The following is a 25,070-nucleotide window of genomic DNA, read 5'->3' as shown; positions in this document are numbered from 1 at the left end:
GATAGACCTTTTGCTTACCATTCATTATTAATTGATTTGAGGCGGCTTCATGCGACACCCAATTCATCATGCTTTCCAAGCCCTTGTACTGTTAGTTTTTACCAGTGCAAGTTTTATGGCGACCGCCACAGCGGATACACCAACAAACGCGCTGCGCCCCTTAGCCGTTACCGACATTATGAAGTTCCGCGAAATAGAACGCCAAACATGGAACGAAACAGGCTTGGTGTATGCTTACGGTGCGGTGCCCGATAGGGGTGACGCTACCGGCTATGTGGTGCGCTTAAATGAAGCAGGCACTGCAGTAGCAGAAGAATTTAGCGTTGTGAGGGGAGTGAAGCCGCAGCTGAGTAAAAGCGGTAACCATGTTGTTTTTGAACAAGAGCCTAGCTTGCTCGCCCGCGAACAAGCTACCAATGCGAAAGAGCGTAAAGCCCTGAAGAATAATGCGGTGCTGGTAAATACCCTTACTGGTGAACAAACCGTATTTGAAAACGTAAGCAGCACAGCCTTTACCGGCGACAGCGCAACCCTTGTTGTGATGTTTGCTAAAGACAATGGCAGTGAAGAGAAAGACGACAACAAAAAAGCCGGCCAGCGCGTGATGTTTTATCGTTTAGCCGACGGTACTCAGCGTGAAGTGACCAACATTGCTAGTTATGCCGTAGCAGAACAAGGCCCACGAGTTGCTTTACTTACCCAAGCCAACGACGACACGCCGGGCAAAGTGATTATTCGCAATACTCAAAACAATTCGCAATTAGTACTACGCGATAATGTGGGAAGTGCATCAGCAACATTTCAGTTTAACGAAGTAGGTTTGGCCTTAGCTATGGCCGTTGGCGCAGCAGACAGCGACAAAGACGCTGCCGTACGTGAACTATGGGTTTGGCGCTATGGTGAAAGCATTCAGCAGTTAAACCTTGCAGAAAACCACTGGGACATTTCAAAACACACCTCGCTGCGTTGGATTCTAGATGATCAAGCCTTAGTGTTTGGTACGCGTCCAAGCCAGCCTGAAAAACCTGCTGAATTAGCGAAACCAGAAACCGAAGCCGATCTGTATAACCTCGAGCGTATTCTTGACGACCGTCGCTTGCAAGTTTGGCATGGCGAAGACGACCGCATTATTACGCAGCAACGAGTAGTACAAAAGCAACGTGAACGTGCCACAGCCGAAGTGGTTTACTGGTTTACAGACCAGCGCATGGTGAGGCTAAGTGATAACACTGAATATAATCTGCGTATTAATAAAGACACACCAAGTGCATTGTTAGTCGACGCGACACCTTATTTACGCGAGTTTACTTGGAACGGATCTTATCAAGATCTGTATCACGTTAATTTAGTTACTGGCGAGAAGCAGAAAGTTGCTAGCCGCTTACCTTCTTCTTGGGCACGTGGCAGTTTATCGCCAAATGGTCGTTATGTTGCTTATTTAGAAAATGAGCAGCTATATGTATTCGACAGCCAAACAGGCAGTTCACGCCAGGTAGCAAGCAAAGTAAACACCACGTGGACTGACGAACTAGAAGACCGGCCTAGCGAGCCTTCTGCCTATGGTTTTGGTGGTTGGTTAGCCGACAGTACAGCGTTTTATGCTTACGACCGTTTCGACATTTGGCTGGTTAGCCCGCTCGACACTGCCCGTAACATTACCGCCGGCTTAGGCAGAAAGAACACCACGGCTTATCGTATTGAAGCGAAAGACGAAGGCCATTATCGTGCGGGGGAGTCATTGTTAGTAAATAGCTTTCACGACACCTTAAAAACAGCTGGTTTTCATCGCTTAAATCCAACCACGAGCGAGTTAACAGTACTTCGTGAAGGTGAAAAGTCGTACCGGTTAGTGAAACAATTCCCAGCTGAAAACCGCTACTATTTTACCGAGCAAGACTTTCGTCAGTTTCCGAACATGCAGGTGGCCGACGTAAACTTCGCTAATAGTTTGCAAATTACCGATGTAAACCCACAGCAAAGCGAGTTTATTTGGGGTAATGCCGAGCTGGTTGAATGGACCAGTGCAATTGGCGAGCCCTTGCAAGGTGTGTTGATTAAGCCAGACAACTACGACGCAAGCCGTACTTACCCTGTAATGGTGTATTACTACGAGAAGTTTTCGCAGCGGGTGTACCAGTACAACCAAATGAAAGTAAACCATCGCCCTAACTTCCCGCTTTATTTAGGGCAAGACTACTTAGTGTTTTTACCCGACGTGAACTTCCGTATTGGCGCACCAGGGCCTAGTGCTACTGAATCACTCGTGCCAGCCATGCAAATGCTGATCGATAAAGGCATTGCAGATCCTAAAGCCATTGGCCTACATGGTCACAGCTGGTCAGGGTATCAAACCGCCTTCGTGGTTACTGAAACCGATATGTTTGCGGCGGCGGTTTCTGGCGCACCGGTGTCGAATATGACCAGTGCCTATAGTGGTATTCGTTGGGCCAGTGGCTTAGCCCGCCAGTTCCAGTATGAGCGTGGCCAAAGCCGTATTGGTCCGAGCTTGTATGAGGATCTCGACTTGTACGTTAAAAACTCGCCAGTATTTTTTGCGGACAAAATTAATACCCCAATGTTGATTCAATTCGGCGACAAAGACGGTGCAGTGCCGTGGGAGCAAGGCATTGAGTACTACTTAGCGCTGCGCCGCTTAGACAAGCCCGTGGTTATGTTACAATACGAAGGCGAACCGCATCACTTACAGCGTTATGCGAACAAAGTTGACTACACCATTAAAATGCTCGAGTTTTTCGATCATTATTTGAAAGGTGCTGAAGCGCCGAAGTGGTGGGAAGAAGGCTTAGAGTTCCAAGTGTATAAATAACGTATTGGCTTATTGGGTAAACAACCATTGTTAGACCAAAACAGAGTAAATGAATTAGCGGCGTTATTTAACGCCGCTTTTCTTCGTTCAGAAAACACCATGTTATGTGGCGGTGCCGCCGAGCCTGTGTATTTACCGGCAACCAATAAGCACCCGCACCATCGAATATTTTTTACTCGCGACTATTTTCGCTCTGCCTTACACGAAATTGCGCATTGGTGTGTGGCCGGTAAAGTACGGCGGCAACTGCTCGATTACGGTTATTGGTATTACCCCGACGGCCGTGACCAACAGCAGCAACTTGCTTTTGAAGCTGTCGAGGCTAAGCCACAAAGTTACGAATGGTTATTAAGTTTAAGTGCGGGTCAGCAATTTGAAGTTAGCCTCGACAATTTAAGTGGCAGCTACGAGCCCGATCGCTTTGCTTTTACCCTGAGGGTTATGCATGAAGCGCAGCAATTATTTAAGCCTAATGGCGGGGGCTTACCGCCGCGCTTAGCTTTATTTTGTCAGCAGCTTCAGGCCCATTATCAGCAGCCGCCATTGTCGTTGCAGCTATTAGCCAAAGCAGGGCATAAGTTACTACAGAGTATAGATCCTATTCGGGCAGACAGTTTTTTAGAGGAGCAGCAACAATGCAACGATTTCGTTTCGGTTTAGTTATTAATCCCTATGCGGGTATCGGTGGCTCAGTTGCCCTAAAAGGTAGTGACGGTCCAGAAATACGCCAGGAAGCGTTAGCCCGTGGAGCAGAGCAAAAGTCAGCGAAGCGTACCATAGCTGCACTAACAGAATTAAACGATGTAGCCGACCGTATAGAGTGGTTTACTGCGGCCAACGACATGGGTGCCGACGTATTGGCCGAGTTAGGTTATAACGCACAGGTTTGTTACCAGCCTGCGCAGCAACAAACAGAAGCAAACGACACCCACGCCGCCATTACTAAACTACTTGAACAAGGTATCGACTTGCTCGTGTTTGCTGGCGGCGATGGTACCGCCCGCGACGTGTATTCAGTAATGGGCGATAACACTACACCGGTTGTTGGTATTCCGGCTGGGGTTAAAATTCACTCGGGGGTGTATGCCATCACACCAACTGCAGCAGGCCGAGTGCTACATCAAATGGTGAGTGGCGAACTTACCACATTACGTGGTGCCGACGTGATGGATATCGACGAAGTAGCGTTTCGTGAAGGCGTTGTACGAGCGCGGCGCTTTGGCGAGTTAAATGTGCCCGGTGAGTTGGAATACATGCAGGCCGTAAAAATTGGTGGCCAAGAAAGCGATGAGTTAGTGCTGGTAGATATAGCGGCTGATGTGATTGAAGGCATGGACGACGACGCGCTGTATATTATGGGCTCGGGTTCAACCGTGGCAGTTGTAATGGAAGAACTAGGCTTAGAGAATACGTTGCTAGGCGTTGATTTAGTGTCGAACAGCGAACTGGTTGCCAGCGATGTTACTGCAGCAGATATCGAAGCGGCGATACATAACTATTCGAGTGTGCACTTGGTGGTAACCCTTATTGGTGGTCAAGGACACTTATTTGGTCGTGGAAATCAGCAGCTATCACCGGCAGTGATTCGCAGTGTACCCCGCGAAAATATTACAGTAGTGGCCACTAAAGAAAAATTGTCTGCTTTGAATGGTCGACCGCTTATTGTAGATACGGGCGACAGTGAGCTTGATCGAGAATTAGCCGGCTTTATCGCGGTAACCACCGGCTACCACGACAAAACCATGATGACCATTGCTTCGTTTAACTAAACGGAGCAATTAAAACTGTGAAACCGGTAAACGCACAATAATGCCGTCGAGTTCCTCAGTCATTTCGATCTGACAACTTAGGCGGCTATTATCCATTGGGTCGCGTGCCACGTCGATCATGCTTTCTTCCAAGTCGTCTGCGGGCGGCAATTTAGCCAACCACTCAGCGTCTACGTAAACATGGCAGGTGGCACAAGAGCAAACACCACCACATTCGCCTACAATACCGTCAATCATATTGTCGGTTGCGGCTTCCATTAATGTTTGCCCAACGGCTACATCTACTTCATATTCGCCACCGTTGGCTTCAATAAATACTGCTTTTGGCATTGAATTTCCTTTCACTATTATTTCGCTAATGTATCAAAAGCGATGAGGTGCTATTATCAGGCGCAATATACTACCACAGCTGACCTGCCGTAGCAGCAGGAACGAAAGGAGAACTCATGACTCAACATGAACACCGCGAGTATTTTGTATCTTGGGAAGAACTACACCGTGCCACGCGCGAGCTTGCTCGCCGCCAGCTACCAGCTGAACAATGGCGTGGTATTATTGCTGTTAGCCGCGGCGGCTTAGTGCCTGGAGTTATTATGGCGCGTGAGCTCAATTTACGCTTAGTCGACTCGGTTTGTGTGAGCTCGTATGAGTTTCAAAGCCAGAAAGCAGAGCCAGAAATGTTAAAAGACGTGACCTGCACGGAAGACGGCGAAGGCTTTATTGTGGTTGACGACCTAGTCGATTCAGGAAATACGTTAAAGTTTTTACGTAAACGCTTCCCTAAAGCAAAGTTTGTTACCGTATATGCCAAACCTGCCGGCTTGCCATTTGTAGACGAGCATATTGCCGATATTGAACAAGACACCTGGATTCACTTCCCATGGGACATGCACTTGCATTATATCGACCCAATAGCTGGTGCTGAAACCTAAACGCTAAGCCCTAAGTGTTAAATCTAGTACATTTAAAGGTGCATTTTACATAGCTAAAATGCACCTTTTTATAATTAAAAAGTTATGAGTGGTTTACTTGTTCGTGTTCTTGGTTTCGCGTAACTCAGGCAATGCCGTCTCTTGGCTTACTAAACCTAATGAATACTGACCAGAAACACTCGACACACCACCTAAAAAAGCAGCATCGGTTAAAGTTGCTGTTAAGCGAATGAAATAGGTTTGATTTGCTTTTAATTCTGCATTTATTAGCAAAGGGCCTGCTCGCCAATTTGATATCAAACCGCCTTCTTTAACGGAGAAAGTAGTCACTCCAGGATTTAAAGATAAAAGCTGATAGCCACCATTGCTAATTTTGAAGCTGGCTTCGTTATTAATTTGTACGGTCGGAGATGCAGCTCCGTCGAGCATTGCCCAAGGTCGGTAAAAGTACACCTGAGCCATATTGTTTTCAGGTTTGGTGAGTTGCGAAAAATTTTCACCCGTAGCGCTACATCCAAGTACAACAAAGGAAACAATACTTATAAAAGACAACTTTTTGAGCATATAGGTTGGCCTCACCAATGAATGTTACAGTAATGGAATAAGTTAAGTCCAAGCTTCAAGCTTAGACAGTATAAATATTAACTTTCAACGTAATGTGCTTTATTTCTGAAGTATCAGCAACAATAATTTTCACTCCGATTTCAGAGGTATATGCAGAAGTTAAGATAGTTTCCTGTCCATCGGGAAATCTAAGGTACAGTGAAAATTTTTGATTCCCTTTCGAAAATTTCGTTGTATCTAGGCCATTGCTTATGGTCGAATTAGCTAGGTCTCCATTTTGCTTTGAGAAAACAGCGCTTTTTCAACTTCAACTTTGCCCCACAAAACGTATTCAATAACACCAGAAAACACTAATCACTTGTGTAATAATTTTAGACCTGGCAACGTTTGACGGTATAGAAACGGATAATAATTCTGATATCCACCAGGTTGTTAATTGTTTACCTTTGGATAGATTGTATTTGAAACAAAGAGGCTTAGGAGAATTCATTGCATATTGGCATTTTAACCATCAGCTTTTCATTACCAGGTTGTGGCTCATTAAAAGAAAAACGTCAGCGTATGGGAGGCATACATGAACGTTTTGGGCGAAGCCCCTCGGTGGCCGTGTGTGAAAGTGGCGAACGTGACAAGCACGACGCCAGTGAATGGTCTTTTGTGGTGGTGGCCCCCTCACGGCGCGAGATTGAATCGCAGTGTAGCCAGATAGAAGATAAGATACTGCGTACCGTAGATGGCCGGGTGATGAATGTTATCCGCGAATTCATCTAATTTACTTTTCAGACCACAGGTACCTCAATGAGCAATTTACAAATAAATATAGTGCCGGATATTGCCTGCCCTTGGTGTGCTATTGGTTATGCCCGACTCTGTTTGAACTCTTGAGCGTTAGGCCTATATTGCCTACAATGTCGCACTTTTTACTTATGCTGGAACCATCATGAACGATACTAAATTATTACCTGCTTTACCGGATCGCCTGTCTATTAACCCGCGTAGTCCGCATCATGTGAAAGAAGTGTTTGAACACAATATTGGTATTCGGTTAAATGGCAAAGAGCGTACCGACGTTGAAGAATATTGCATAAGTGAAGGCTGGGTAAAAGTTGCTGCACCGAAAGCGTTAGACCGCCGTGGCCAGCCTTTACTTATAAAGTTGAAAGGTACGGTTGAAGCCTTTTATAGCTAAGCTGAAAAAGCTAAGCAGGCAAAAACTTTTGCTAAAAAGCCCCATAGCCATTCAAACAGCTATGGGGTTTTTTAAACTTAAAGTGCTTTTAAGTAGTTAACAACATCACTAATAGGCATTTTAACTTTGTCGCTGCTGCTGCGCGAAGTGTACTCCACCGCTTGTTCGTCAAGGTTACGCTCACCAATAACGATAGTGTGCGGTATACCAATCAGTTCCATGTCGGCAAACATAACGCCTGGACGCTCTTTACGGTCGTCAAAAATCACCTCAAAGCCAGCTGTTTTAAGGTCACTATAAAGCTGTTCTGCTACTTCTTTTACCCGTACCGACTTATGCATGTTCATAGGTAGTATGCACACGTCGAATGGTGCCATAGAAGCAGGCCAGATAATGCCGTTGTCGTCGTGGTTTTGCTCAATAGCGGCTGCCACAATGCGCGACACGCCAATGCCATAACAGCCCATAGTTAAGTTTTGGTTCTTACCAGTTTCGTTCAACACACCTACTTTCATGGCGTCGCTGTAGGTGGTGCCTAATTGAAAAATATGTCCTACTTCAATACCGCGGGCAATGCTTAGGGTGCCTTTACCGCATGGGCTTAGGTCGCCTTCAATAACGTCGCGTAAATCGGCCACTTCAGTACAAGCAACGTCGCGCTCCCAGTTCACCCCAAACAAATGGAAGCCGTCTTCGTTTGCACCGGTAACAAAGTCGCTTACTACGGCTGCGCTGCGGTCTACAATGGTACGCAATGGTAAACCAACAGGGCCAATTGAGCCTGGGCTTACACCGGTTGCTTCGCGAATTTCGTCGTCGTTGGCAAATTCAAGAGGCGACAGCAAACCTTCAATTTTAGCCGCTTTAATTTCGTTCAGGTTGTGGTCGCCACGCAACACCAGCGCGACTAAGTTTGGCTGGTCGGTTTCAGACACACCATGAACAATAAGTGTTTTAAGTGTTTTCTCAACAGGTACATTAAACTGTTCAACCAAATGCTGAATCGTTTTTGTATCTGGGGTGGCTGTTTTCACCATTTCTTCAGTGGCAGCGCTGCGCTCTGCTGCAGGCGCAACTGCTTCAGCAAGCTCAACGTTAGCGGCATAGTCCGACTCACTACTAAAGGCGATGTCGTCTTCACCAGAGCTGGCTAAAACATGAAACTCGTGCGACATGCTGCCACCAATAGAGCCGGTATCAGCAATAACCGGGCGGAAGTTTAAACCTAAGCGGGTAAAAATACGCGAGTAGGCGTCGTACATGGCTTGGTAGGTTTTTTCTAAGCACGCTTCCGAGGTATGAAATGAGTAAGCGTCTTTCATAATAAATTCACGCGAACGCATTACACCAAAACGAGGGCGTATTTCGTCACGGAATTTGGTTTGAATTTGGAACAAATTAAGTGGCAGCTGTTTGTAACTGCTCACTTCTTTACGCACTAACTCACTAATAACTTCTTCGTGGGTTGGGCCGAGCACAAAGTCGCGTTGGTGGCGGTCTTTTAGCCGTAATAATTCTGGGCCGTAGTCATCTAAACGGCCTGATTCTTGCCATAGGTCGGCAGGCTGTACCATGGGCATGAGAATTTCAATGGCGCCCGTGGCATTCATTTCTTCACGAACTATTCGTTCTACTTTACGCAATACGCGCAAGCCAGTTGGGGTCCAAGTATACAGGCCCGAAGCGACTCGACGCACCATACCGGCGCGCAGCATAAGCTGATGACTAACTACTTCGGCATCAGCGGGGATTTCTTTTAAAGTGCCAAGAAGGTACTGACTGGTACGCATGTTTAATGTCTCGTTGGTTTCAAATAATGCCAGCAACGGCATAATAAATGTCGTGCCTGAATTCTAGCAGGCTCGTTAGGGGGCAGAAAGCCTTTTAACTGGAAAGCGTTACGATAGTTCCATTATGGAGGTAACGTAATGGGTATTACCTTGCACGTGCCAGTTAATATTTAAATTGTATAGCTGCATTCCATAAATGCGATCGCTCTCATTTTTCTTTTGATAAGCAGGGCGAGGGTCCTGTTTTAATACATCGACAATAAAATTGTTTAAGTTGGGGTATTGTTGCTGCAGTGCTATTAATGCCTGTTTGGCTGCGGCACTAAATTCAACTTGAATATGTTGTTCAGGAGCAGTGTGGGCGTAACCACCACGAGCCTCTGGTATAGCGTCGGCATAGGGCAAATAGGGCTTTATATCGATAATAGGTGTGCCGTGTAATAAATCGAGGCCGCCAATATCAATATGGGCTATTCCTCGCTGGTAATGAATACCAAGTAATTCAACAACCGACAAACCTAAAGCATTAGGCCGAAAGGTAGACCTACTTGCAAACACACCTATTTTAGCATTACCGCCAAGCCGAGGTGGGCGAATAAGAGGTTGCCAACCGCGGTCTATATTTTCATGAAAAACAAACTCTAACCAAATATGTGAAAAAGAATCTAAACCACGAAAAAAGTCGGGAGAAGAGAACTCTTTGTTCATTACAATACTACCTTGGGCGCTTTTAACTAATCCCGGTTGCCTTGGTATTGCAAACTTCTCACGATATGGCGATTCAATTATACCTATGGGCTCAATATTATAACGCAATTGTATTCCCCAATGGCCAACTAAACAGGTGATATATATACACAAAGAAAACAACCCGGTGAACCGGGCTGTTGGTATTATAAAATAAAGATATTACTTCTTGATAAGGAAGTCTTCTTTACTGCCACCTGCGTCTATTGCTTGTTGAATAGGGCGTGGGCTACGACCTTGGCCTGTCCATGTGCGGTACATGCCATCTTCGTCTGTGTATTCATACTTTGGTGGTTTAGGAGCGCGCCTACGAACAGGTTTAGCACTTGCGGCTACGGCAGCATCACCTAAAATATCACTAGCATCTAAACCAGCGGCTTCCATTTCACGACGAATACGATCAATGTGAATTTGTTTCTCTTGCTCAATTCGCATTAATTCAGCTTCATCTTCCGTACGTTTTGCAATAACGCCATCTAGTTTATCTGCAACTTCTTTTAGCTCAGCTACACTAAGGTCCTTTGTGGCTGCATTTAATCGACGAGCATGAGTCAATATATCTATAAAGGTCGACATGATAGTTCCTATAAGTAGGTAAATGAGTTGCGTATATTCAGAGTCGTTAATTGATAATTCTATTCAGCAAGATAATGAATAAAAGATATAACCTTGCAATTAGCAATGAATTAACATTCATACTTTAAACTAAAAATAGGCGAATAAACAACTAAAAGGAAAGATTAATTATAAAATAAGCGTTAGCTTACAAAATAATTACACTGGCTATGCTTGGTGTTATAAAGAAATAAGGGGTGCTGTTGCGCCCCTTATTAGTTAATTAGATAGCGAATTACATATTAGGATAATTAGGACCACCGGTGCCTTCGGGTGTTACCCAGCGAATATTTTGGCTAGGGTCTTTAATGTCACAAGTTTTACAATGAATACAGTTTTGAGCATTAATTTGAAATACTTTGTCGCCATTAGACTGTTCCACCACTTCGTAAACGCCAGCAGGGCAATAGCGTTGCGCAGGCTCTGCATATTTAACTAAGTTAACACTAATAGGAATAGTTGGGTCTAGTAACTGTAAATGACATGGCTGATCTTCTTCGTGGTTAGTATTCGATAAATATACCGACGAACTGCGATCAAAGGTAATGGCATTATCAGGCTTTGGATAGGTTAATTTTTTAGCTTTATCAGCTAGTTCCATACCTGCATAATCAGGGCGGTTGTCTTTGATATTAAAAGGTAACTTACCACCAAACCAGTTTTGGTCTAGGGTATTATAAGCACCGCCTAACCAGGTTCCCCACTTATGAATAACAGGACCAAAATTACGAGAGGTATAAAGCTCGTTGAATAGCCATGAGTTTTTAAAGCGTTCCTCATGCTCAATCAGGTCGGTGTGCGACTGTTCAGCGGATAATGCTGCATACACGCTCTCGGCCGCTAACATGCCGCTTTTCATTGCCGTATGGTTACCTTTAATTTTGGCAAAGTTTAGTGTGCCGGCTTCACACCCTGCAAAAATAGCACCTGGCATGGTCATTTTAGGCAAGCTGTGGAAACCACCTTTGGTAATTACACGAGCACCGTAGCTAACGCGTTTACCGCCTTTTAAGGCCTTCAAAATGGTCGGATGCTGCTTATATTGTTGAAACTCAGCAAACGGATTCACATGGGGGTTGGTATAATTCAAATCAACAATTAAACCCACAAACACTTGGTTGTTTTCTGCATGATACAAATAGCCGCCACCGCTGGCATGGCCTTCAAGCGGCCAACCAGTGCTGTGTACCACTAAGCCTTCTTGGTGTTGATCTGCTGGAATGTCCCAAATTTCTTTAAAGCCTAAGGCATAGTGCTGCGGCGAACGGTTTTTATCCAGTTCAAACTTAGCAATTAGCTCTTTGCCTAAATGGCCACGACTGCCTTCAGCAAATACCGTATAACGGGCCCGTAGCTCCATCCCAGGCATGTAGCTGTCTTTGTGCTCACCAGAGGCAGAAATACCCATGTCGCCAGTAATAACCCCTTCTACAGCACCGTTTTCGCCATAAATAACTTCAGCAGCGCTAAAACCAGGGAATACTTCAACACCCAATGCTTCCGCTTGTTCGGCTAACCAACGGCATACATTACCCATGCTGGTAATGTAGTTGCCTTTATTATGGAAGGTTTTCGGCACCATAAAATTAGGCAGTTTAGTGGCTTTTTCAGCATTTTTAAAAAGGAATATATCATCGCCAATGACAGGGGTATTTAACGGCGCACCGCGCTCTTTCCAGTCAGAGAAAAGCTCGTCTAAAGCACGAGTTTCAAATACAGCGCCAGACAGAATATGGGCACCTATTTCGGAGCCTTTTTCAATAACACAGATTTGTAATTCTTTTTCTTCTTGTTCTGCTAATTGTGCCAATCGGCAGGCAGTACTTAGTCCTGCAGGACCACCGCCAACAATGAGTACGTCAAACTCCATACTTTCGCGTTGCATGGTTACTCCTTAAATAAATCTAATCAATTTGAATAGGCACTAGGCCTTGATAACGAGTGAGCAGCTCGGTCATCTCTGAGCTTGGAATAGGACGGCTAAATAAGAAGCCTTGTCCTATTAAACAACCACGCTCAATTAAAAAGTCGACTTGCTCTTCAGTTTCAACACCTTCAGCAACTAAACCAATGTCTAAACTATTCGCCAAGTTTATGATGGTTTGCGTAATAGTTGCGTCGTCTTTGTCATCGGGTAAGTCTTGCACAAATGAACGGTCTATTTTTAATACGTTTACAGGGAAGTGTTTTAAATAAGACAATGACGAATAACCAACACCAAAGTCGTCAATGGCAAGGGTCATTCCTTGCTCCCGCACCGCATGCATAAAGTTAGTGTGCGACTTAATATTTTCAATAAATACTTGCTCCGTTAGTTCAAGCTCAAGCAAATGCCTTGGAATACCTGTTTCTTCTATAACGCTAAGGATAAACTCCATTAGGCCGTCAGACTGTAATTGTTTGCCTGATAAATTTACAGACAATTGCAAGTCATTTAAGCCAAGATCATGCCACCTCTTCAATTGTATACAAGCAGTTTTAAGCACGAAATTAGATATTGGAATAATTAAACCGGTGTCTTCAGCTAGTGGAATAAAGGTATCAGGACCAATAATGCTGCCGTCCTGATCAATCCAGCGCACCAAGGCTTCAAGGCCCACAATACGACGACTCGACATATCTATTTTAGGTTGATAGAAAACTGCCAATTGCTCATTGTCGACAGCTTCCCGTAGGCGTTTAACTAATTCAATACGCTCAGTTAATTCTTTATGCAGAATATGGCTGTAGACGTGATAAACCGAACGTCCAAGCTCTTTTGCTCGGTACAGCGCGGTGTCGGCGTTACGCATTATGTCGTCTGCTTGGTCTTCATCGGTTTGGCTGATAGCAATACCAATACTACCGCTAATAAAGAGTTCATAACCTTCAACGGTGAAGTGTACTTTTAAGGCATCGAGTACCTGCTGTGCTAACTCCTCAAGCACAGTGACCGACTCAATGTCAGTCACTGTCATTGCAAATTCATCGCCGCCTAGGCGTGCTAATACACCCGATGCAGGTTGCAATTCAGTTAGCCGTTTAGCCACGGCCTTTAGCAATTCGTCACCAAGGGTGTGGCCTAAGGCGTCGTTCACATCCTTAAAGTTATCAAGATCGATAATTAAAGCGCCCACCAGCTTTTGTTGCGAGTTATATTTTTTCATCGCAATGTCTAAGTTTTCAATTAAGGCGTGGCGATTCGCTAAACCAGTTAAAATGTCGTGCGAAGCCAAGTACGCCATGCGTTTTTCTACTCGTTCGCGCTCTTCTATTTCAATATAAAGGTCTAGGTTAGTGTCGGCTAATTCTTGTGCGCGTACTCGGCTTACTGCTAATACATAAAGTACAAAGGTCATTAAACCGGTAGTAAACAAACCGGCTAAAACAAAAAATAGCGGCAAGGTGCTACGCATTTCATTTAAGCGCTCCACCGACGGCCAAAGGTCTAAGCGAAATACTTCGCCAAAAATTGGTAAAGTATGTGACACGCGCCAAGTATTATAAAAACGTTGATCGTTGGCAGCCTTGTAGAACACATTATTAGACGTAATATTGATAATTTGAAATTGTGAGCTCGGGGTTAAATATGCAGCAAGCGTAATGTTCAATAATTCTTTGGTATTGAGTAGTGCCATGTAATAGCCACTAGGCTCGGAAGTAAGGTGGGGTATAACCATAAGTAAATCAGAATGTTCACGTTGGAGCAATCCGGAACGAGAAATATAACGCTTAGCATGTTCATAATCGGTAAGGTTTTTACCCGTTTGCTCAGTAAAGTTTGTATTTACAATGCCTTCAGCAAAGGCAGGAGGGTAAACGGCTTCAATGGTACCGCTATTATTAACCCACATAAGAATACGAAAGTTAGAATAACTATTTGTTATTACAGGGCCTTCGGCTAACCATGAAGCGCCGGTTCGATTCTGATTTGACGCATGCTGCTTTGCAACCCACTCTAGGCCAAACAAATGTGCGCGCATTTCGCGGGTAATTTCACTTTGTAATGATGAAAGCTCATCTTGCAAGGAGGCATGGATCCTTTTATTGTCGACAAAACGCAATACCGACGCAACCGCCAAGGTTACGACAACGCCAATTAAAGCAGCAATGATAGCTTGGCGGAAATGAGAAAAATATTGCATCTGTATCCAGTAATCCCGCTATTTAATAAGATGTACGATAATTACCTAATCATCGTACTTTGGCAACCCAAAAGCCCTTAGCTATTGAGTTCACTTCTATTTTTAAACTCAGCTAATGCTTCTGGGTTGGCTAATGCATCGGTATTTTTAACTATTTCACCGTGAATAACCTGGCGTACCGCTAGTTCTACAATTTTGCCACTAATGGTGCGTGGAATATCATTTACCTGAACGATAATGGCCGGTACATGGCGCGGTGTAGCATTCGCCCGAATGGTTTTTTTAATTGTATCACGCAAATTGTTATCAAGCGTTATACCTTCGCGTAACCGCACAAATAGAATAACCCGTTCGTCGTCTTGCCATTGTTGGCCAACGGCAATACTTTCCAATACTTGCTCTACTTTTTCAACTTGGCGATAAATTTCAGCGGTGCCTATACGCACACCACCTGGGTTTAATACTGTGTCGGACCGGCCGTAAATAATAATACCGTGCTGCGGCGTTATTTCCGCATAGTCGCCGTGCGCCCAAATATTTTCAAAGCGCTCAAAGTAGGCACTGTGGTATGTGCTTCCGGTGGGGTCATTCCAAAAACCTGTAGGCATACAAGGGAAGCTACGTTCGCATACTAGCTCGCCTTTCTCGCCTAATATGGCCTTGCCTTGTTCGTTATACACATTCACCGCTAAGCCTAAGCCAGGGCTTTGTAGCTGACCGCGATACACGGGTAAAATTGGGTTGCCAAGGGCAAAACAACTAATAATGTCGGTTCCGCCGGAAATAGACGACAAGCAAACATCTTGCTTTATATCGCGGTAAACATAGTCAAAACTTTCCGGAGTAAGCACCGAGCCGGTGGTTAAAATAGTGCGTAACGTGGTTAGCTGATGGCTTTTTTGCGGTTTAACGTTAGCTTTTTCTAACGCTGAAAGAAATTTAGCGCTGGTACCAAATACGGTAATTTGTTCGCGATCAATTAAATTGAACATGGCTTCAGGGCTTGGGTAAAAAGGGGAGCCGTCGAATAAGGCTAGGCGCGCCCCAATAGCTAAACCAGAAGCAAGCCAGTTCCACATCATCCAACCGCAGGTGGTAAAAAAGAATAGGGTGTCGTCGCGGGTTAAGTCGGTATGCAGGGCGTGCTCTTTTAAATGTTGTAGCAACGTTCCGCCAATACCGTGCACAATACACTTAGGCACACCAGTTGTGCCCGAGCTAAACATAATATAGAGCGGATCGTTAAAGCGTCGCTGCACAAATTCAATTGTGGTGGCATGAGGGTCTAAAAAGTCAGCCCAAAGCTGGCTGCCGGGAGCGGTATCGGCTAGCTGTGCAAAAGGAATAACCACTAACTGTTCAATGCTTACAATTTGTCTGTGAATATTATTTACTTTGTCGCTAATGTCGATGGTTTTACCATTGTAAAAATAGCCGTCGACGGTAAATAACACTTTGGGCATGATTTGGCCGAAGCGGTCGAGCACACCTTGTACGCCAAAGTCGGGTGAGCAGCTCGACCACACAGCACCTAAACTGGTGGTAGCTAACATGGCTATAATGGTTTCAATGCAGTTTGGCAGCATACCCGCAACTCGGTCGCCTGCCACCACACCAACGTCTTTCAACCGGCTGGCAAGGGCAGCTACCTGTTGGTAAAGCTCGGCGTAGGTCAATTCGTTGCGGTCGCCATTCTCACCGTTAAACACCATGGCAATGCGGTCGTCGCGGTAACGCAATAAGTTTTCTGCAAAGTTTAATGTAGCGCCTGGGAACCACTCAGCGCCTGGCATTTTATTACCGTCGACAAGTACGCGTTCACCGGTATTACCGATAACCTCAAAATAGCGCCAAAGCAGTAGCCAAAAGTTTTCTTTATCGCTAATTGACCAAGCATGTAAGCGTTCATAACTACCGTTAAACGACTGTGGAGGGCTGCTGTTCTTTTCCACAAAGCGCATAAATGCGGTCATTTGTGCTTGCTCTATTTGGCTGGCACTAGGCTGCCACATAGGTTTCAACAGGGCTTGTTCATGCTTGGTCATATTTTTACTCTTTGTTTGCTAGTGCAGCTTGGCTCACCAAAGATCTTGGTTTTAGCTGCAGAGTGGAACAAATATCGTGACCGGCTTGAATAACCTGCTCGAGGTTCACGCCGGTGGTAATGCCCATGCCATGGAGCATATAGAGTACGTCTTCAGTGGCCACATTGCCGCTAGCACCCTTGGCATAAGGGCAGCCACCTAAACCAGCTACAGCACTATCAAGCACCTGCACACCTAAAGGTAAACAGGCACTAATGTTCGCTAATGCTTGGCCGTAGGTGTTATGAAAATGCAAGGCTAGTTGCTGCATTGGCACTTGCTCGGCTACCGCATCTAGCATGCGCTGGGCATGTAGGGGCGTACCTGTACCTATGGTGTCGCCAAGAGAAATTTCATAACAACCCATGCGGTATAACTCTTTGGCCACTCGCACTACATCAGCAATAGGTACATCACCTTGGTAAGGGCAGCCTAATACGCACGACACATAGCCACGTACCGGAATGTTAGCGGCGCGAGCGGCTTCCATAATTGGCGCAAAGCGTTCGAGCGACTCGGCAATAGAACAGTTAATGTTCTTCTGGCTAAAAGCTTCTGAAGCGGCACCAAAAATAGCTACTTCGTCGGCGCCGGCCGCTAAGGCTAATTCAAAGCCTTTTAAGTTTGGGGTCAGAACCGAGTAAGTTACACCTTTTGGGCGGCTAATTTGTGCCATTACGTCGGCACTGTCGGCCATTTGTGGCACCCATTTAGGGCTCACAAAACTACCCGCTTCAATGTTCACTAGGCCGGTTTGCGAAAGGGCGTTAATCAGCCCCACTTTCGCTGCGGTACTTACTGTCTGCTCGTTCTGTAAGCCGTCGCGAGGGCCAACTTCAACAATACGAACTGCTGTAGGTATACTCATTCAATTAACCCCTAGTCTGCTTCTGCAAGGCTTACTAACTCGGCGCCGTCGCTAACGAGTTCGCCAGCATGGAAAAACACTTGCTCTACCACACCATTAAAAGGTGCACGAATAGTGTATTCCATTTTCATGGCTTCCATAATAACCAGTGCCTGTCCTTCTTCCACATTGTCGCCAGCGGCAACATTAACCGCCACAATAGTACCATTCATGGGCGCTGTCATGGTGCCAGCTTCTTCTTCATGGGCTAACTCAGCTAAAGCGTCGTAAGGCGCAGCGTCGAAGCGGCCTTTGGCGGTAAATAAGGTGTAGCCCTTCGAGCAAGCAACAAAGCGGGCGGCAAAGCGTAAACCGTTCACACTTACATCATGGTTGTCCATTAGCTGCACGGTGCGGTCTAGCTCTGTAACAAAGTAGCCTTGGGCTGTGTGAGTAACACTGAAATTTTGCAGTTCTTCGCTTACTAATAAGTTCACGGGGTGGTGCGTTGGCGCATTCATTTGCCAACCACTTAGGCTGTCCCAAGGGTTTTCGCTAGTAACAGTTGCTTGGTGTTGCAGCGCGGCATGTACGGCAATAACAGCTAAGGCGTCTGCGGTATCGTTGGCGCTATGGTGAACCACTAGGTCTTTGGCGTAGTCGTCAATAAAGTGCGTGCTTACGTTGCCTTTAACAAACTCAGGGTGGGTCGCAATGCGGTGAATGTAGTCGGTGTTGGTGGTTACGCCAACAATATGGGTGTCGCGTAATGCCAGTTGTAAGCGACGTAAAGCCGAAGCTCGATCTTCATCCCACACTATTACTTTTGCGATCATGGGGTCATAGAAAGTCGACACTTCGTCGCCTTCAATTACGCCCGAGTCAATACGCACATAGGTAGACTCCACCGGGAAGCGTAAATGCTCAAGAATACCTGTGCTTGGCATAAAGTTGTCGTCGGGGTTTTCGGCATAAATACGGGCTTCAAAGGCATGACCGCCGAACTCAACGTCTGCTTGCTCCATAGGGAGTGTTTCGCCAGCAGCAACACGTAGCTGCCAATCGACTAAGTCGACGCCAGTAATCATTTCGGTAATAGGGTGCTCAACCTGCAAGCGGGTATTCATTTCCATAAAGTAGAAGCTACCGCTGCTGTCGAGTAGGAATTCTACGGTACCCGCACCCACATAGTTAATGGCTTTAGCTGCACGTACAGCGGCTTCACCCATGGCTTGGCGGGTTTCAGCGGTTAAACCTGGCGCTGGGGCTTCTTCCACTACCTTTTGGTGGCGGCGCTGTACTGAACAGTCGCGCTCAGCAAGATAAATTGCATTGCCATGTTGGTCGCAGAACACCTGAATTTCAACGTGGCGAGGTTGGGTAATGTATTTTTCGACTAGCATTTTGTCGTTGCTAAAAGCTGCTTTAGCTTCTCGGCGCGCCGAAGCTAAAGCTTCGTCAAACTCGCGTGCCTGCGACACAATACGCATACCTTTACCGCCACCACCATAAGCTGCTTTTAGCAGCACTGGGTAGCCCATTTTGTCACTTTCAGCGCGTAATAAATCGTCGGCTTGGTCGTCGCCATGGTAGCCCGGCACTAACGGCACGTCGGCTTCGGCCATAATGGTTTTCGCCGCACTTTTTGAGCCCATAGCCTGAATAGCAGCTACTGGCGGGCCGACAAAAATTAACCCCGCTTGTTCTAAAGCTTCAGCAAAGGTTTCATTTTCTGCTAAAAACCCATAACCCGGGTGAACCGCTTCAGCCCCAGTACGTTTGGCTGCGGCAATAATTTTATCAATGCACAAATATGACTCATTACTTGGCGCTGCACCAATATGCACGGCTTCATCGGCCAGCTTTACATGTTGTGCGTTACGGTCGGCGTCGGAATACACCGCAACCGTTTGAATACCCATTTCTCGCGCCGTGTGAATAATGCGACAAGCAATTTCACCGCGGTTTGCAATTAGCACTTTATTTAACATTAGTTCGACTCGCTTTTATTCATGGCTGTAGCGGCTAGGGTCCAGTTTGGCGAACGCTTTTCTAGAAACGCACTTAACCCTTCTTGACCTTCATTTGACACCCGTATTTCGGCAATACGGCGGGCAGTTTCAGCAACCAATTCTTCGTTTAGCGGTGCATTGCTAACATGCTGCACCAATTTTTTGGCGGCGGTAACGGCAGCAGGGCTGTTGTTTACTAGAATATCCACCAGCTCTTGCACCTTGGCTTCGGCTTGCTCTAATTCGGCAAACACCTCGTGTACTAAGCCGCATTCGGCCGCTGTTGCGGCACTAAAGCGCTCTGCCGTAAGCATATAGCGCCGCGCCGCGGCATTGGTCATGGCGCGCACCACGTAAGGGCTTATTACCGCTGGTATTAAACCAATTCGCACTTCCGATAAACAGAAGCTGGCGCGTTCGGTGGCAATGGCTATGTCGCAACAGGCCACTAAACCCACGGCACCACCGAAAGCTGCACCTTGCACTAAAGCAATAGTGGGAATAGGTAACTGATCAAGTTCCCACATTAACGCACCCAGTTCGGCGGCGTCGGCTACGTTTTCTTGGTAGTTCTTTTGCGCCATACCGCGCATCCAATTTAAGTCGGCACCGGCAGAAAAGCTTTTGCCTTCACCGCGTAACACTAACGCGCGAATTTTATCCTGGCCTTCGTTTTGTGCCCGTAGCTGGGCTAAAGCAGCCCGTAACTCGGCAATCATGGTGTCGTCGAAGGCGTTGTGCACGTCGGGCCGTGCCATGGTTAAGGTGGCAACGTTACGGGCATCAATAGTTAAAGAAACATAATTCATGCTAGCTCCTTACATGCGGAACACGCCAAAACGTGTTTCTTCAATAGGTGCATTTAAGGCGGCGGAAATACTTAAGCCTAAAACGTTTCGCGTTTCTTTCGGGTCAATAATACCGTCGTCCCATAAGCGTGCCGAAGCAAAATACGGATGCCCTTGGCGCTCGTAGGTGTCAATAATAGGCTGTTTGAACTCGGCTTCTTCTTCGGCGGTCCAGCTTTCGCCTTTGCGCTCTTTGTTGTCGCGGGTTACTTGTGCCATAACGCCGGCCGCTTGTTCGCCACCCATTACTGAAATGCGGGCGTTGGGCCACATAAACATAAGGGTTGGGTCGTAAGCACGGCCACACATGCCGTAGTTACCTGCGCCATAGCTACCGCCAATTAACACAGTAAACTTTGGTACCTTGGCACAGCTTACCGCCATCACCATTTTGGCACCGTGTTTAGCAATGCCTTCCGCTTCGTACTTTTTACCCACCATAAAGCCGGTAATATTCTGTAAGAACACTAGCGGTATTTTACGTTGCGAGCACAGTTCAATAAAGTGAGTGCCTTTTAAAGCCGACTCAGAAAACAAAATGCCGTTATTGGCCACAATACCCACAGGGTAGCCATGAATGCGAGCAAAGCCAGTGACTAAGGTATTGCCATAGTTCTGTTTAAACTCATCAAAGTCGGAGTCGTCGACAATACGGGCTATCACTTCACGGGCGTCGTAAGGCTTGCGTAAGTCGGTGCCAACAATGCCGTAAATTTCTTCAGCAGCGTAGCGGGGTGGCTTCACTGGTGCTTCGTCTAGCTTGGTTTTTTCACCACGGTTTAACCGGGCAACTGCTTTGCGAGCAATGTCTAAGGCATGGTCATCGTTAATGGCAAAGTGGTCGGCTACACCAGAAATACGGGTGTGTACATCGGCACCACCTAGCTCTTCAGCCGACACTTCTTCACCGGTGGCCGCTTTTACTAAAGGTGGGCCAGCAAGAAAAATAGTGCCTTGCTCTTTCACAATAATCGACTCGTCGGCCATAGCAGGAACATAAGCGCCACCGGCAGTACATAAGCCCATAACTACCGCTATTTGCGGAATACCTTTGGCCGACATGGTGGCTTGGTTAAAGAAAATACGGCCGAAGTGATCGCGATCGGCAAACACGTCTTCTTGGCGCGGTAAGTTAGCACCACCAGAATCCACTAGGTAAATACAAGGCAGGTTGCAGCGTTCGGCAATTTCTTGCGCGCGCAAGTGCTTTTTCACCGTTAGCGGGTAGTAAGTGCCGCCTTTTACGGTGGCGTCGTTGGCCACGATCATGCATTCAATGCCGTTCACACGACCAATGCCCGCCACCAAGCCGGCGGCAGGCACATAGTCGTCGTACACGTTCCAACCGGCGAATTGGCCCACTTCTAAAAATGGCGAGCCAGCATCTAACAAACGTTGAATACGGTCGCGCACCAATAATTTACCGCGCGACACATGGCGCTCTTGGTAGCTTTTACCACCGCCTTGTTTTATTTGCCCTACTTTAACCTGTAAATCAGCCACCAAGGTGCGCATGGCTTGATCATTAGCAATAAACTCTTCGTCGCGGGTGTTCACTTTACTGGTCAGGATTGCCACTATGTAGCTCCTTATTTAAATACGTTACTTAAATGGTTAATGAAAACCTTTACTTCGATTCGTTAAACAATTCGCGGCCAATGAGCATACGGCGAATTTCTGAGGTGCCCGCACCAATTTCATATAGCTTGGCATCGCGCAATAAACGGCCAGTAGCATATTCATTGATGTAACCATTACCACCAAGTAATTGAATAGCATCGAGAGCCATTTTAGTAGCAAGTTCCGCTGCATAAAGAATAGCACCTGCGGCGTCTTTACGAGTGGTTTCACCGCGGTCGCACGATTTAGCAACAGCGTATACATAAGCCCGAGCAGCATTCATTTGAGTGTACATGTCGGCAATTTTGCCTTGCACTAATTGAAATTGGCCAATTTCTTTACCGAACTGAGAACGCTCATGAATATATGGAATTACAATGTCCATACAGGCTTGCATAATGCCTAGAGGGCCAGCGGCTAATACTGCGCGTTCGTAATCAAGGCCGCTCATTAATACTTTTACACCTTCGTTGAGGCCGCCAAGAATGTTTTCCGCCGGTACCCGTGCGTCAACAAACACTAATTCACAGGTGTTCGAGCCACGCATGCCGAGTTTGTCGAGTTTTTGCGCCGTGCTAAAGCCTGGGGTTTGGTCGCGCTCTACAATAAATGCAGTAATGCCTTTGGCGCCTGCTGCAGGTTCGGTTTTTGCGTATACCACTAAGGTATCGGCATCTGGGCCATTGGTGATCCACATTTTGTTACCGTTAAGAATGTAGTCATCGCCGTCTTTTTTGGCATGCAGCTTCATGCTCACCACGTCGGAGCCCGCATTCGGTTCACTCATGGCTAAGGCTCCCACATGCTCGCCAGTAAGTAACTTAGGCAAGTACTTTTCTTTTTGTGCTTGGCTGCCATTAATGTTGATTTGGTTCACACATAAGTTGGAATGAGCGCCATAGCTCAAGCCTACAGAGGCAGAAGCACGGCTAATTTCTTCCATGGCAATAACATGTTCAAGGTAACCCATACCTGCGCCGCCAAATTCTTCCGGTACAGTAATGCCTAATAAGCCCATGTCACCAAACTTAGCCCATAAGTCGGCAGGAAATTCATTGGCTTCGTCGATAGCCGCCGCACGAGGGGCTATTTCTTCACGGGCGAAAGCATTCACTGCTTCACGCAGCATGTCGGCAGTTTCACCAAGGTCGAAATTCAGTGATTTAAATTGACTGATCATAAGGTATTCCTAAGTTAATTTGGCTTCGAGCTCTGTGCGGCACCCGGCTTCAACAGCGTTGAGCTCGTGAAGTACCACTTTAATGTCGTCGAGTTGTTGGCGTAGGGCAGCTTTCTTGTCTTCAATAAGCTTAAGCATTATTTGCAGCTGATTCACGCTGCTGCCGTCACGGTCGTACATGTCGAACAAGGTTTTGGTTTCGGCTAAGGTAAAGCCTAAGCGTTTGCCGCGTAAAATAAGCTTTAACCGCACCCGATCTTTTTGATGGTAAATACGTGTTTGTCCGCGGCGTTCGGGGGCCAGCAAACCACGGTCTTCATAAAAGCGGATGCTGCGCGTGGTTACATCAAACTCGCGAGCTAAATCACTAATGCTGAAGTCATCTTGAGTACGCCGAACCCGTTCTGGGTTGGTCGCAATATTGTCTACCATGGTTGGTCCTCGTTACCACAAGCGTGTACTTATATTCGACGCTAGCTTAGATGAAGTTTACGTTAACGTAAAGGTTGGCTTTGAGTTCGCTTTTGCTAAGGTTGTATCGATATTTTAACGCCAAATGCAGCAGCCACTAACTTAAGTATAAGGCCGTTTCATTTGTTTTACGGCTCAGGTGTGCCAAAATGCGCGCATAAAATATAAAAAGCCATCAAAAAGGAATAGACCATGAGTTCTAACGCCATAGTAATAGTTGCTGCCGCTCGTACCCCAATGGGTGGCTTCCAAGGCGAGTTAAGTGCAGTAAGCGCAACTGAATTAGGAGCCACCGCCATTAAAGCGGCACTTGAGCGTGCAAGCATAAGCGGCGACGATGTCAGCGAAGTATTAATGGGTTGTGTATTACCTGCTGGTTTAAAACAAGCACCAGCTCGTCAAGCAAGCCTTGGAGCTGGCTTACCTTATAGCGCTGGCGCCACGACCTTGAATAAAGTGTGTGGCTCAGGCTTAAAAGCCGTCATGCTAGCCCATGACTTAGTGGCTGCAGGCAGTGCGAAAATTGTGGTGGCAGGGGGCATGGAAAGCATGTCGAATGCACCGTACTTACTCGACAAAGCTCGTAGCGGTTACCGCATGGGTCATGGCCAAGTACTCGACCACATGATGTGGGACGGCTTGCAAGACGCCTACGAAGGTTTACCCATGGGAAACTATGCCCAAGCAACCGCCGACGAATATGGCTTTAGCCGTGAAGACATGGACAACTTTGCTATTCGTTCGCTAACTCGTGCTCAAGATGCAATTAAAATCGGCAGTTTTGTGGATGAAATTACTCCTGTTACTTATAGCACCCGTAAAGGCGACGTAAGCGTTACCTTCGACGAGCAGCCTGGTAAAGCGCAGGTAGAAAAAATTCCTACGTTACGCCCAGCCTTTACCAAAGACGGCACGGTTACAGCGGCCAATTCTAGCTCAATTTCCGACGGTGCAGCCGCGCTGGTGGTTATGAGCGAAGCGGAAGCCAAAGCCCGCGGTTTAACACCACTTGCTCGCATTGTGGCGCATGCTACGCATTCACAAAAACCAGACGAGTTTACCCTCGCCCCGGTTGGCGCCATGAATAAGGTGTTAACTTCAGCCGGTTGGACTAAAGACGATGTGGATTTGTGGGAAATTAACGAAGCCTTTGCCATGGTCACCATGGTAGCAATAAAAGACATGGCGCTTGATGCTGAAAAAGTAAACGTGAACGGCGGAGCCTGTGCTTTAGGCCATCCTATTGGTGCTTCTGGTGCGCGTTTATTAGTTACATTAATTCATGCGCTGAAAGCGCGTGGCAAGCAAAAAGGTGTTACCTCGCTCTGTATTGGTGGCGGTGAAGCCGTTGCCTTAGCGGTGGAAGTTTCCCTATAAACGAGTGCTTCGTAACAATCGTATAGCCCGCTGCTTAGCAATAAGCTGCGGGTTTTTTTATATGCGGTATAGGT

21 protein-coding genes are annotated in these 25,070 nt (G+C 46.5%); 7 read left to right on the top strand and 14 right to left on the bottom strand.

Going from position 1 to position 25,070, the window contains the following annotated elements; translation table 11 throughout:
* Window positions 1-49 precede the first annotated feature (49 nt).
* From M1L23_RS09705 to M1L23_RS09695, 3 genes are read left to right on the top strand one after another with little or no spacing between them, the layout of a single operon-like run.
* A complete protein-coding gene (locus tag M1L23_RS09705; RefSeq protein WP_252627172.1) occupies window positions 50-2,827 on the top strand; it encodes a S9 family peptidase in 2,778 nt (925 codons plus the stop codon).
* Between the two features lie 12 nt (window positions 2,828-2,839).
* A complete protein-coding gene (locus M1L23_RS09700; protein ID WP_252627171.1) occupies window positions 2,840-3,487 on the top strand; it encodes an elongation factor P hydroxylase in 648 nt (215 codons plus the stop codon).
* The gene (locus tag M1L23_RS09695) at window positions 3,463-4,596 is read left to right on the top strand and encodes an ATP-NAD kinase family protein (protein ID WP_252627170.1); all 1,134 of its coding nucleotides are present in this window, start codon (window positions 3,463-3,465) and stop codon (window positions 4,594-4,596) included. The genes M1L23_RS09700 and M1L23_RS09695 overlap by 25 nt, the downstream gene beginning before the upstream one ends.
* Before the next feature lie 9 nt (window positions 4,597-4,605).
* On the opposite strand, the gene M1L23_RS09690 is transcribed toward M1L23_RS09695, so the two are convergent.
* Window positions 4,606-4,926: a 2Fe-2S iron-sulfur cluster-binding protein gene (locus M1L23_RS09690; RefSeq protein WP_252627169.1), complete on the bottom strand. Its 321-nt coding sequence runs from the start codon at window positions 4,924-4,926 to the stop codon at window positions 4,606-4,608.
* A gap of 116 nt (window positions 4,927-5,042) precedes the next feature.
* Between M1L23_RS09690 and gpt the strand changes: the two genes are divergently transcribed.
* Window positions 5,043-5,528, top strand: a complete 486-nt coding sequence (gene gpt, locus M1L23_RS09685) for a xanthine phosphoribosyltransferase (RefSeq protein ID WP_252627168.1) — start codon at window positions 5,043-5,045, stop codon at window positions 5,526-5,528.
* Window positions 5,529-5,621: 93 nt separating this feature from the next.
* Here gpt and M1L23_RS09680 read toward each other — a convergent pair whose 3' ends face one another.
* Entirely contained in the window at window positions 5,622-6,092 is a 471-nt protein-coding gene (locus M1L23_RS09680; protein WP_252627167.1) for a DUF2846 domain-containing protein, read from the bottom strand.
* Between the two features lie 489 nt (window positions 6,093-6,581).
* Here M1L23_RS09680 and M1L23_RS09675 point away from each other — a divergent pair, with 489 nt between their 5' ends.
* Window positions 6,582-6,863, top strand: coding sequence for a DUF503 domain-containing protein (locus tag M1L23_RS09675; RefSeq protein ID WP_252627166.1), 282 nt, complete (start codon window positions 6,582-6,584; stop codon window positions 6,861-6,863).
* 169 nt (window positions 6,864-7,032) lie between these two features.
* Window positions 7,033-7,281 carry a DUF3297 family protein gene (locus tag M1L23_RS09670; protein WP_252627165.1) on the top strand — a complete coding sequence of 83 codons (249 nt, stop codon included), beginning with the start codon at window positions 7,033-7,035 and terminating at the stop codon, window positions 7,279-7,281.
* Between the two features lie 77 nt (window positions 7,282-7,358).
* On the opposite strand, the gene M1L23_RS09665 is transcribed toward M1L23_RS09670, so the two are convergent.
* From M1L23_RS09665 to M1L23_RS09610, 12 genes are all read right to left on the bottom strand, one after another.
* A complete protein-coding gene (locus M1L23_RS09665; protein WP_252627262.1) occupies window positions 7,359-9,071 on the bottom strand; it encodes a proline--tRNA ligase in 1,713 nt (570 codons plus the stop codon).
* Between the two features lie 108 nt (window positions 9,072-9,179).
* Entirely contained in the window at window positions 9,180-9,887 is a 708-nt protein-coding gene (gene tsaA, locus M1L23_RS09660; RefSeq protein WP_256473731.1) for a tRNA (N6-threonylcarbamoyladenosine(37)-N6)-methyltransferase TrmO, read from the bottom strand.
* 93 nt (window positions 9,888-9,980) lie between these two features.
* On the bottom strand, window positions 9,981-10,394 hold the full coding sequence (locus M1L23_RS09655; RefSeq protein ID WP_252627164.1) for an H-NS family histone-like protein: 414 nt from the start codon (window positions 10,392-10,394) through the stop codon (window positions 9,981-9,983).
* Between the two features lie 274 nt (window positions 10,395-10,668).
* Entirely contained in the window at window positions 10,669-12,318 is a 1,650-nt protein-coding gene (locus M1L23_RS09650; RefSeq protein ID WP_252627163.1) for an electron transfer flavoprotein-ubiquinone oxidoreductase, read from the bottom strand.
* 19 nt (window positions 12,319-12,337) lie between these two features.
* Window positions 12,338-14,557 carry a putative bifunctional diguanylate cyclase/phosphodiesterase gene (locus M1L23_RS09645; RefSeq protein ID WP_252627162.1) on the bottom strand — a complete coding sequence of 740 codons (2,220 nt, stop codon included), beginning with the start codon at window positions 14,555-14,557 and terminating at the stop codon, window positions 12,338-12,340.
* Window positions 14,558-14,634: 77 nt separating this feature from the next.
* Entirely contained in the window at window positions 14,635-16,602 is a 1,968-nt protein-coding gene (locus tag M1L23_RS09640) for an acetoacetate--CoA ligase (RefSeq protein WP_252627161.1), read from the bottom strand.
* A gap of 4 nt (window positions 16,603-16,606) precedes the next feature.
* Window positions 16,607-17,509: a hydroxymethylglutaryl-CoA lyase gene (locus M1L23_RS09635; protein ID WP_252627160.1), complete on the bottom strand. Its 903-nt coding sequence runs from the start codon at window positions 17,507-17,509 to the stop codon at window positions 16,607-16,609.
* An 11-nt stretch (window positions 17,510-17,520) separates the two neighbouring features.
* Window positions 17,521-19,479, bottom strand: coding sequence for an acetyl/propionyl/methylcrotonyl-CoA carboxylase subunit alpha (locus M1L23_RS09630; protein ID WP_252627159.1), 1,959 nt, complete (start codon window positions 19,477-19,479; stop codon window positions 17,521-17,523).
* On the bottom strand, window positions 19,479-20,309 hold the full coding sequence (locus M1L23_RS09625) for an enoyl-CoA hydratase-related protein (RefSeq protein WP_252627158.1): 831 nt from the start codon (window positions 20,307-20,309) through the stop codon (window positions 19,479-19,481). The genes M1L23_RS09630 and M1L23_RS09625 overlap by 1 nt, the downstream gene beginning before the upstream one ends.
* A 9-nt stretch (window positions 20,310-20,318) precedes the next feature.
* A complete protein-coding gene (locus tag M1L23_RS09620; protein WP_252627157.1) occupies window positions 20,319-21,926 on the bottom strand; it encodes a carboxyl transferase domain-containing protein in 1,608 nt (535 codons plus the stop codon).
* A 49-nt stretch (window positions 21,927-21,975) separates the two neighbouring features.
* Complete coding sequence (locus M1L23_RS09615) at window positions 21,976-23,148, bottom strand: isovaleryl-CoA dehydrogenase (RefSeq protein ID WP_252627156.1); 1,173 nt, start codon at window positions 23,146-23,148, stop codon at window positions 21,976-21,978.
* Between the two features lie 9 nt (window positions 23,149-23,157).
* Window positions 23,158-23,580, bottom strand: a complete 423-nt coding sequence (locus M1L23_RS09610; RefSeq protein WP_252627155.1) for a MerR family transcriptional regulator — start codon at window positions 23,578-23,580, stop codon at window positions 23,158-23,160.
* Window positions 23,581-23,811: 231 nt separating this feature from the next.
* On the opposite strand from M1L23_RS09610, the gene M1L23_RS09605 reads away from it, so the two are divergent.
* On the top strand, window positions 23,812-24,996 hold the full coding sequence (locus M1L23_RS09605) for a thiolase family protein (RefSeq protein WP_252627154.1): 1,185 nt from the start codon (window positions 23,812-23,814) through the stop codon (window positions 24,994-24,996).
* Window positions 24,997-25,070 lie beyond the last annotated feature (74 nt).

This window comes from Aliidiomarina quisquiliarum (assembly GCF_023922585.1).
GTDB lineage: Bacteria > Pseudomonadota > Gammaproteobacteria > Enterobacterales > Alteromonadaceae > Aliidiomarina > Aliidiomarina quisquiliarum.
This window is presented reverse-complemented; position numbering and strand designations above follow the sequence as displayed.

Bases quoted from the DNA above. Each gene is read 5' to 3' on its own strand.
- M1L23_RS09705 (WP_252627172.1), top strand. From the start codon at position 50: ATGCGACACCCAATTCATCATGCTTTCCAAGCCCTTGTACTGTTAGTT.
- M1L23_RS09695 (WP_252627170.1), top strand. From the start codon at position 3,463: ATGCAACGATTTCGTTTCGGTTTAGTTATTAATCCCTATGCGGGTATC.
- M1L23_RS09690 (WP_252627169.1), bottom strand. From the start codon at position 4,926: ATGCCAAAAGCAGTATTTATTGAAGCCAACGGTGGCGAATATGAAGTA.
- gpt (WP_252627168.1), top strand. From the start codon at position 5,043: ATGACTCAACATGAACACCGCGAGTATTTTGTATCTTGGGAAGAACTA.
- M1L23_RS09680 (WP_252627167.1), bottom strand. From the start codon at position 6,092: ATGCTCAAAAAGTTGTCTTTTATAAGTATTGTTTCCTTTGTTGTACTT.
- M1L23_RS09670 (WP_252627165.1), top strand. From the start codon at position 7,033: ATGAACGATACTAAATTATTACCTGCTTTACCGGATCGCCTGTCTATT.
- M1L23_RS09665 (WP_252627262.1), bottom strand. From the start codon at position 9,071: ATGCGTACCAGTCAGTACCTTCTTGGCACTTTAAAAGAAATCCCCGCT.
- M1L23_RS09655 (WP_252627164.1), bottom strand. From the start codon at position 10,394: ATGTCGACCTTTATAGATATATTGACTCATGCTCGTCGATTAAATGCA.
- M1L23_RS09650 (WP_252627163.1), bottom strand. From the start codon at position 12,318: ATGCAACGCGAAAGTATGGAGTTTGACGTACTCATTGTTGGCGGTGGT.
- M1L23_RS09645 (WP_252627162.1), bottom strand. From the start codon at position 14,557: ATGCAATATTTTTCTCATTTCCGCCAAGCTATCATTGCTGCTTTAATT.
- M1L23_RS09640 (WP_252627161.1), bottom strand. From the start codon at position 16,602: ATGACCAAGCATGAACAAGCCCTGTTGAAACCTATGTGGCAGCCTAGT.
- M1L23_RS09635 (WP_252627160.1), bottom strand. From the start codon at position 17,509: ATGAGTATACCTACAGCAGTTCGTATTGTTGAAGTTGGCCCTCGCGAC.
- M1L23_RS09630 (WP_252627159.1), bottom strand. From the start codon at position 19,479: ATGTTAAATAAAGTGCTAATTGCAAACCGCGGTGAAATTGCTTGTCGC.
- M1L23_RS09625 (WP_252627158.1), bottom strand. From the start codon at position 20,309: ATGAATTATGTTTCTTTAACTATTGATGCCCGTAACGTTGCCACCTTA.
- M1L23_RS09615 (WP_252627156.1), bottom strand. From the start codon at position 23,148: ATGATCAGTCAATTTAAATCACTGAATTTCGACCTTGGTGAAACTGCC.
- M1L23_RS09610 (WP_252627155.1), bottom strand. From the start codon at position 23,580: ATGGTAGACAATATTGCGACCAACCCAGAACGGGTTCGGCGTACTCAA.
- M1L23_RS09605 (WP_252627154.1), top strand. From the start codon at position 23,812: ATGAGTTCTAACGCCATAGTAATAGTTGCTGCCGCTCGTACCCCAATG.